This is a genomic window from Mesorhizobium sp. M7A.F.Ca.US.008.03.1.1 (assembly GCF_003997495.1).
Classification (GTDB): Bacteria; Pseudomonadota; Alphaproteobacteria; order Rhizobiales; family Rhizobiaceae; genus Mesorhizobium.
Window position 1 is genome coordinate 67,555 of sequence record NZ_RZRU01000010.1, and the last position, 8,935, is coordinate 76,489.

Below are 8,935 nucleotides of genomic sequence, written 5' to 3' on the forward strand. Positions count from 1 at the left end.
GCCCCAGTTCATTCAGGACTGCATAACTAGGATCGTCCGGTCCAAGCCCCAGATTGGTCGAGTTAGGTAAATAGCGCTGCCCGTTCGGCAGTTGCGAGCTTGAAGATCTGATGTGCGTTCAATCTGCCATTCAGGGCATCTGGGCTCTGGAAAGTGCCCTAACACGATTGTCTGACGGCGGACGCAAACCCGGTATCCTACAGGCCCGGGGAGGGTCGCACAAGCGTTCTGCGGTTTCCCAGTTTTTACGGCTTTCATGCGAATGCACCAAAACAATGCCGACTTACTGCGCCTGGAAAGGCATGTTTCTCTGAAACAGCCGTTTCGACGCTGTTAAATTCGTGCATTCAGAGAGAACCTGTATCGCGCAGGTGATGGGCATTTGCTGCCGAAATCACCATCTTAGCTGCTTCCAGAAGAAGGATGCTTCCGTGACAACTCAACAAAGGGCCCTCGGAATTATTGGGCTGGAGATCGGACTTCCGCCTCGTGAATTTCCGCCACCGCAACCGGAGTCGGTCTTCAACCCGGCAACTTTCGACTTCCCAATTATAATAGAGACCGCGGCCGGGGCTTTGGAGGAGAGGGTCATTCCCGGTGATGCTTCTCTCGAGCCGGCCTACATTGCAGCTGCCAGGCGGTTGGTCGAGCGCGGAGCAGTCGCGATAACCGGGGACTGCGGGTTCAGTATCCGGTACCAGGCTGCAGTGGCCGCGTCTGTCGAAGTCCCGGTGGCCATGTCGAGCCTGCTACTGGCGCCCACGCTACTCCGGCAGCTTCCAGCTGACGCAAAGCTCGCCGTTGTGGCCGCAGACTCAAGACACTGCGGCAAAGAGCTGCTGGGCATAGATTCATCCGCAGAGGCAAGAGTAGTCATCGGCGGCATTGAAGGTGACGCGTGGCCGGCTGGTGTTGTTGAAATGGAGTCGGAGGTTGCAGCCTGTGTCGCGCGACTTGGCGCCGCACATCCGGGGATTGCCGCCCTCCTATTTGAATGTACATTGTTCCCGATGGTGACGTCAGCAATCCGTCGTAGGACAGGACTGCCCATCTATGACGCCGCGACCCTTTATCGGATGACATTCGCGTCCGTGGCTTGACCGCTTGGAGGCCACTATCCCAAAATATGAGCTCATGTCTGGTATGAGTTGCGGCTCGTTATTGTAACACACGTCCGCATCTTGTCGAATACTCTGTCGAGACTGGATCCTCGATTTCCGAGGTCAGGACGCGGTGCCTGAGATGCAGGTTGGATTTTTGGAACTCGTGCTGGTCGACCGTGATCCAGACGCTAAGCGGCGACCGACTTCGGCCGGAGTTGAAGCAGGGCGATCAAGGGCCACAAAAATCACTTCAGCCACCTGAGCAGGAGGGAGAAGTTGTATCCGGCGGCGGCCAGGACGGCGTTGAGGGCGTCGCCCTGCTGGCCGGCGAGGTAGTTGCGGCCCATGCGGTGTTCGTTCTTGATGTGGCCGATATGACGCTTGCCAGCGTGTGGCCGTCATAGGGATTGCCGGGCAGCGCTTTTGCATGCAGGGCGAACTGGCCGCCCTTGGAGCGCTTCAGCGTGGTGGCCACCGACACCTTCACACCGAACTCGTAGGGCATATGCGCCTTGCCCTTGCCAATGCATTCCACCTCGTGCGCGTGCAGGCTGTAGATCTTGCGGCCGCGCTGGCGCTGGCGTTGCTAGAGAACGGTGGCGGCCTGGTAGAACGGCCATTTGAAGAGCGCGTCCAGCCCCGCATCGCCGGCGATCTGGCGAGAAATGTCGCGAATGGTCCGGCCGAGATAGGTCTTGAGCCTGCGCAGCGCCTTGTTGGCCCGCTTGAACTGCTTGGCGTGGGCATAGCGCTGGTGGCTGATCAGCGCCAGCTGATAGCTCTGGCGCAAATGGAGCTCCTTCCCTCTTGGCCAGCCGCACCAGCCGTTCGCGCGCCCGGTTGATGAGCTTGGCGTCGGTCGGGAACATGACGTTCTTCGGCTGCACGGTTGTGTCGACGATCACCTGGCGCGTGTCGGCCGGCTTCATCGCCCCGGTCTTGACCGCAAGGCTGAGGCTCTCCTGCAACAGCGCCACGATCCGCTCCTCGCCCATGCGGCTGCGCCAGCGCGTCATCGACGAGAGGTCGAACGGCAGCGTATGGCAAAAGAACGTCTCGCCGGTGAGATACTGGAAGTAAGGGTTCTCCACCCAGCGCTCGCACAGCACCTCATCCGACAGGTTGAAGGTGTGCTTGAGGATCGCCAGCCCCGCCATCAGCCGGGTCGGCAGCGGCGGCATGCCGGGGCCGTCCGAATAGACGGCGCCGAAACGCTCCTCCAGCACCGGCCGGTCGATCGCCTGCTTCATGTTGATGATCTGATCGAGCCTGGAGCGGAACAGGTCCTGCTCTCCCGTCTCGCGTGGCTTGGACATTCGCCGTCCCCTCGATTCGCCGCCGCCGAACCGAGTGAATCACGCTCCGCAGCACAAGGGAATCGCAAAACCGAATTGCAGGAAAACAGCGTCCAAATACCGCTAATCCTGCAATTCAAAAGACGCTATCCGCCTCAATCAAAAGGCCAGATCAATGGCTTGCGGATAGTTCACGGTCGACGAGCTGGCGGCCACGCATCAGGCTGGAGATCCATCAGCGTTTACATCGTTTTTCAACGGGCGGCTCAAGCTCCGTGTTGTTGCGCGGCGCGCAGCTTGTCGAACGCCTCTTAGACCGTCGTGTGCCGGAAGAGGATATCCTCTGGAATTTCGGCATCGACATTCCGACATCACACATCCGTGATAAAGGCGTTTGCGGCTCGACGGGACCCTCCAACCCGAGGTCGCGAACAGAACCTGAATGACTGCCTCGTTTGCTATATGCGAATTGTCCGTGGGCGCCGCCAGGAGCTGGAACCGGCCAATCGACTTTAATTCTGGCTAGCTGTGCCCAGAATCGAGAAAAACGCCGGATTCATGCAGGCACAGCGGCCAATTTGCAGGAACCACCCCCCTGGGCACTGCTACTTATCTGGAATGAGGGGACTGTGGAGCTTCCGTCAAAAGGAAGCCAGATGTTCCGGGTTGAGGCCGTAGATCATCGTGGTCGTGTGAACATGAAGTGATGATAAAGCCGGCAAACAGGGAGGATAAAATGAGCCAATACTCATATAATCGTCGTGCGCTTATGAAGGCAATGCTGGCGATTTCGGCGACCCCTTGGGGGATTAACTCGAGGGCGTTCGCCTCGTCGTGCGACGATCGCATCCTGCGAATCGGCGGACTGGGTGGAGGCCCTGATTCGATGAACCCCTTCGCCACTTGGGGCTCCTTTTGGCCCTTGGCTATTTGCTATGATTTCTTGGTCTGCATAGACGCCCAGCGATACGACGATCGAAAGGGCTTTGCCCAATCTTGGTCCGTCGCCGACGACAACCTCACTTGGACCTTCAAGATCTGGCCCGGCATGAAGTGGTCGGACGGCCAGCCTGCTACCGCTAGGGACGCGGCGTTCACTTATAGTTATTTGCACGATTCCATAGGCAAGCCCGACGAGCTAAACGTCGGGTGGAACAGCACCAGCGGTCTTGAGAACGTCGAGTCCATCAAAGCGTTCGACGACGAGACTTTGCAGATCGTGACCAAGTTCCCCGCGACCTGGCCAATAGACAATATCATAATGATCGTTCCCGAGCACATTTGGAAGGACATCAGCTATGCTGACGCACGCGTAACCTTCCGCAACGATCCGCCTTTGGTGGGTACGGGACCTATGATCGTTTCGGAGTTTCACCAGGGCCAGTTTACACGCCTGACGCCGAACCCCTATTTCCGTACGGGGAAGCCCCAAATCGCGGGGGTGATCCTGCGGTCCTTCGATGCCGCCGATCCGATTGCGCAAGGTCTTAAGAGCGGGGAACTCGATTATGGCAACTACCTGACGTCCGCCCAGTGGGCTGATCTCTCGAAGGATCCCGACATTGTAGTCGGTGAATCCCGCATAGCTCAGAAAACCTATCTCGCCTTCAACACCGCTTCGGGAGATGGCGCAGGTAGCACCAAGGCTCTGCAGGATCCGGCGTTTCGCGATGCGCTCGGCTACGCGATCGATCAGAAGGCCATCGTCGATCGAGCCATGCGCGGACACGCCGACCCTGGTGTCGGACTCGCAATGCCGGTGGCGGCCGATTACTATTCAGATCTGAACGACATCAGGCGCCACTTCGATCTCGCCGAAGCCAACCGCCGGCTTGACGCCGCAGGGTACCGGGACACGAACGGCGATGGCATTCGGGAGGACAAGGACGGGAAGAGTTTCCAGCTAGAGCTGGTGTCTGGACCTTCAGCAAATATAGAGATGCCGGTCGCGGCAGTGCAGTTTATCGCTGGCTGGTTGGAGCAAATCGGTATCCCTGTATCGGTGACTCGGCTCGACTCCGGTGCGCTGAGCGCCCGCGCCGCAGCTCCGGCGAAAGGCGGCGGAGGGTGGGATCTGCTCATTTCCGATACCTGGCAAGGCCCAACACCTAAAGACCTGCTCATCTTCGGCAGCAGCAATTCCATCGGCATCAAGAACAAGGCGTACTGGACGAATGCGGAGTTCGACAAACTGTTCGCGGAGGTGCAGGTCACCGTTGACCTCAAGAAAAACCAAAAGCTGGTCGACCAGGCAGCGCGACTAATTTATACTGAAGCGCCTTACATCGTACTATGTTACCCCACCCTGCTCGAAGCCCACCGGAGGGATTGCTTCGAGGGTTGGGGAAAGCAAGGCATCATGTCGATGGACAGCTACTTCCCATTCGATCGCTTGAAGCCGGTGCCCGCGCCGTGAACGGAGGGGGAGGGAGCCGTCACATCCTGCGCATCATCGTCAGGGCCTCTATAACCCTCCTGATGGTGGCAGTCCTGAACTTCATCCTATTCCGAGTTATTCCAGGTGACCCTGCATCTCTTTTGCTTGGCGGGGCGCGCGTCAGCGTCACCGCCGAGCAGATTGAGGCGCAGAACCAACGTTGGGGCCTTGACCGGCCGCTGTTCCCGGACCAGGCGGTCGACTACCTGTCGGCAACACTCCGCGGCGATTTCGGCTACAGCTTCAAGTTCAGGGGCAGGCATGTCGCAGACCTGATAGCGGAACGCCTGCCGGACACCATAGTCCTAGTCGGGGTTGCTCAGATAATGGCAATCGTTATTGGGGTGATGCTTGGGATCTACGCAGGCTGGCGCCGGGGAGGAGCCGGCGACCGTATCGCAACCGGAGCCTCTCTGGCGCTCTATTCTACGCCGGCTTTCTGGCTCGGCATGATCCTGGTGGTAATCTTCAGCACGGCATTGGGTTGGCTCCCGGGCTATGGTGCATACTCGCCCGGCCTGATCACGGGCTCTCTTGGTTCGTTCCTCGACTACCTGCAACATCTCACGCTTCCCGCCACTGCGGTGGCGCTTGGGCTAATCGGCCAGTACGTCGTCGTCGCTCGTGCCGCAATGAGTGACGTACTCACCGAGGATTACATGGTAACCGCACGGGCGAAAGGGCTGACCAACGGTCAAATGCTGATGCGTCATGCATTTCGCAATGCAATGCTACCGGTCGTGACCTTGATCACCCTCAATATTGGCTATGTGGTCGCCGGGGCCATCACTGTCGAAGCCGTTTTCGCCTGGCCGGGTATCGGCGGGCTGACGGTGGAAGCACTCAACGCACGGGACTACCCAGTCCTTCAAGGCATATTCCTGTTGCTTGGCGTTTCAATTGTTCTCGCAAACCTCGTAGCCGATCTTGCCTACAGCCTTCTAGATCCGAGGGTCCGACAATGAGCGACAATATTGTTCGATATTGCCCGCGAGGCCGGGCGCGCGCAATAAAAGGCTTTCTGCGTCAATTTCTCAGCTATGGCGGTGCTCAGGTGGGCCTCGTATGTCTGGTATTCTTTCTTGTTGTGGGAGCGGTCCCCAATATTCTGGCGGGACCGCTCCAGACTGCGATCAATGCAACTGGCGATTTCCTCGCACCCCCATCAGGCGAGCATCTGCTCGGCACGGACGAAATCGGGCGGGACGTGCTCAATCTGGTCCTCCATGGTGCCCGGATCTCGCTTACGATTGCGCTACTCGCGACTGTGATCAGCCTCGTCGTTGGGACTACAATCGGTACGACCGCTGGCTACTATGGTGGCAGGGTCGACGTCTGGCTGATGCGCTTGACAGACTTCTTTTTTGTCATGCCGTCCTTCGTGCTGGCGCTGGTCATTACACCCGTGGTTCTCGAGGTGATGGGGCGCGGTGGAGAAATCCTGGGCTTCCGTCCTTCTCTTTTCGTGATCATTGTCGTTATAGGCATGACAAGCTGGTCCTTTGTTGCACGTATCGTCCGGAGTCAGACACTGTCGCTTAAGGAGCGACCATTCATTGATCGTGCGCGCGTTGCGGGTAGCAGTAATTTCGGCATCATGGTGCGGCACATCCTCCCCAATCTCGTGCCGCAAATCGCAGCCAATGGTGCGCTGGTGGTCGCCAGCGCAATCTATGTCGAGACATCGCTCTCATTCCTTGGACTCGGGGACCCGTTGCAGCCTTCATGGGGCACTTTGCTTTCGCTCGCTCAGCGCGCCGGCGCGGCCAGTGCTGGAGCCTGGTGGTACCTCGGCGCCCCAGGACTGTGCGTACTCACGGTTTCGCTTAGCTTCGTCCTGATTGGCAGTGCCCTTGACGACACGTTCAATCCACGGCGGAGGGTGATCCCATGACCAGCTCCTCCCAGGACAAAACACCGCTTCTGGAAATAGACCGGCTCTCTGTCGATTATGGGCTCAAGGGCGTTTCATTGCGAGCAATCGACGGCGTAAGCTTCGCGCTCCGAGCCGGAGAGGCCGTGGGCCTCGTCGGAGAATCGGGCAGTGGCAAGACCACGACCGCGATGGCGATCGCTGGTCTACTATCACCCAACGCGCGGGTCAGCGGCGGCCAAGTGCGCTATCGTGGCAACCGACTGCCGATCGACGATGATGCGGCGATGCGGCCACATCGCTGGAGCGAAACGTCCGTTGTCTTCCAGGGCGCGATGAACGCACTTAATCCTGTTCACCGCATTATCAAGCAGATCGCCGAGCCATGCATGCTGAAGCTCGGCATGTCGCGGGGCGAGGCGACCAAGCGGGGAAGTGAGTTGCTTCAACTGGTCGGCATCCCGGCGGATCGTGGTTCCGCCTACCCTCACGAGTTGTCGGGCGGAATGCGACAAAGGGTGATGATTGCCATGGCGCTCGCGTGTCGACCTTCGATTATCATTGGTGACGAGCCCACCACAGCGCTCGACGTCATCACTCAGGCTCAGATCCTTAACCTGCTAGGCGACTTGCGATCGCAGTTGAGCCTCGCCCTGATTTTGATCACCCACGACCTTTCTGTGGTGGCTAAGTGTTGTGATCGCGTAATGATCATGTACGCGGGCCGCATCGTCGAGGATGGCACTGTCGCCGAGATTTTCGCCCAGCCCAAACATCCCTACACCCGACAGCTGATCGAATCGATCCCGAACCCAGCGAGCGGCAAAAAGATGATCCGGCCAATACCGGGTGATCCTCCCAACTTGGTGAATCGACCCTCGGGCTGCGCTTTCCATCCGCGTTGCCCGTCGGTCATGGGGGGGTGCGCGACCGAAGTCCCCAGCCTCAATAAGTTCGGGCGGGGACGTGTCGCCTGTCACCTTCACCGGTCCTTGACGCAAGAAGACAAGGTCGCTGTTCATGCCTGACACTGCCGGCATCCTGCGTCTCGAGAGCCTGCAAGTTCATTTTCCTATCCAGGGCGGTCTGTTCGACCGTGTCCTGGGCCGATCTGTCGGCGCCATGCGCGCGGTAGACGGGATCGACCTCAACGTCGGGCGGGGCGAGATCGTCGCCCTGGTCGGCGAATCGGGAAGCGGCAAGACCACTGTGGGCCGCGTCATCACCAAGCTTGCCAAGCCGACTGGCGGCAGAATGCTGTTCGAAGGCCGCGACATGAGGTCGGTAGAGGGCTTCTCGGCTCTACGTCCGTACCGGCGTCGCGTGCAAATGATCTTCCAGGACGCTTATCAGGCCCTCAATCCGCGACACACCGTGTTCGACATCGTGGCGGAGCCGTTGCAGTCCCTGCGGCTGGTCGGTAACGCCACTCAACTCGCCGACCGGGTGAGTGAAGCGCTTGCGGCCGCTGGGCTCAATCCTCCCGGCGATTTCTTCGCCCGCTTCCCGCACGAGCTATCCGGCGGGCAGCGCCAGCGCGTCGTGATTGCAGGAGCGCTTGCCGTCCGGCCGGAACTCATCGTTGCTGATGAACCTGTATCGATGCTCGATGTCTCGATACGCGCTCAGATTCTTCAGGTCCTGGTTGACTTGCGCGACAGGCACAACATGGCGCTGCTGTTCATCACCCACGATTTGCCCCTTGCCTGGCTGATCGCCGACCGGATTGCGGTCTTGTATCTTGGAAAATTGGTCGAGATTGGTAGCGCCGACGAGATCACATTCAACCCTCGCCATCCGTATACCGTCGCCTTGCGCAACGCCACACCGCAGATTGGCGGCAACGCAGGTCGCGCCGAGTTGCCGGCCCTGCAGGGCGAGGTTCCAAGTGCCGCGCGCGTGCCGAAGGGCTGCCGTTTCCATCCTCGTTGCCCGCTTGCCTTCGACCGTTGCAAAGCTGAGGAGCCGCCGGCGATCGAAGTTGGACCACAGCACCTGTCAGCCTGCTGGCTCGCTAAGTGAAAGGCATGCAATCAGCGCCACCCCAATGAGCGTATTCCATCTGGTATTGCACAGGCAGGTGGGCTGGAACACCACCATGCAGATAGAATGCTGAGACCCGTCGAAATTGGCCACTCCATCTTGAATCAGTCTCAATGTCTGGGAGGCACTCTGAAGTGTGTAATGAACTAGGCCCGATTAAACCGCCAACGCCGCGATACGAAGG

The 8,935-nt window shown here is 59.1% G+C and carries 6 protein-coding genes and 1 pseudogene; 6 read left to right on the forward strand and 1 reads right to left on the reverse strand.

Annotation, left to right across the window (positions count from 1 at the left end):
• The first annotated feature begins 431 nt into the window (after positions 1–431).
• Positions 432–1,100: a hypothetical protein gene (locus EOA16_RS32875; RefSeq protein WP_176477193.1), complete on the forward strand. Its 669-nt coding sequence runs from the start codon at positions 432–434 to the stop codon at positions 1,098–1,100.
• A 248-nt stretch (positions 1,101–1,348) separates the two neighbouring features.
• Here the strand turns inward: EOA16_RS32875 and EOA16_RS15790 are convergent.
• Positions 1,349–2,419 (reverse strand): annotated as a pseudogene (locus EOA16_RS15790) (IS5 family transposase).
• A 715-nt stretch (positions 2,420–3,134) separates the two neighbouring features.
• Between EOA16_RS15790 and EOA16_RS15795 the strand changes: the two are divergent.
• Genes EOA16_RS15795 through EOA16_RS15815 form a run of 5 tightly spaced genes read left to right on the forward strand, consistent with a single transcriptional unit; the run spans position 3,135 to position 8,730 of the window.
• Positions 3,135–4,814 (forward strand): ABC transporter substrate-binding protein, encoded by a 1,680-nt coding sequence (locus EOA16_RS15795; protein WP_063170379.1) that lies wholly within the window; start codon positions 3,135–3,137, stop codon positions 4,812–4,814.
• A complete protein-coding gene (locus tag EOA16_RS15800) occupies positions 4,811–5,800 on the forward strand; it encodes an ABC transporter permease (protein WP_063169344.1) in 990 nt (329 codons plus the stop codon). The genes EOA16_RS15795 and EOA16_RS15800 overlap by 4 nt, the downstream gene beginning before the upstream one ends.
• On the forward strand, positions 5,797–6,729 hold the full coding sequence (locus EOA16_RS15805) for an ABC transporter permease (protein ID WP_063169343.1): 933 nt from the start codon (positions 5,797–5,799) through the stop codon (positions 6,727–6,729). The genes EOA16_RS15800 and EOA16_RS15805 overlap by 4 nt, the downstream gene beginning before the upstream one ends.
• Positions 6,726–7,736: an ABC transporter ATP-binding protein gene (locus EOA16_RS15810; protein ID WP_063169342.1), complete on the forward strand. Its 1,011-nt coding sequence runs from the start codon at positions 6,726–6,728 to the stop codon at positions 7,734–7,736. The genes EOA16_RS15805 and EOA16_RS15810 overlap by 4 nt, the downstream gene beginning before the upstream one ends.
• Positions 7,729–8,730, forward strand: coding sequence for an ABC transporter ATP-binding protein (locus tag EOA16_RS15815; protein WP_063169341.1), 1,002 nt, complete (start codon positions 7,729–7,731; stop codon positions 8,728–8,730). Before EOA16_RS15810 ends, EOA16_RS15815 begins: the two co-directional genes overlap by 8 nt.
• Positions 8,731–8,935: the final 205 nt, after the last annotated feature.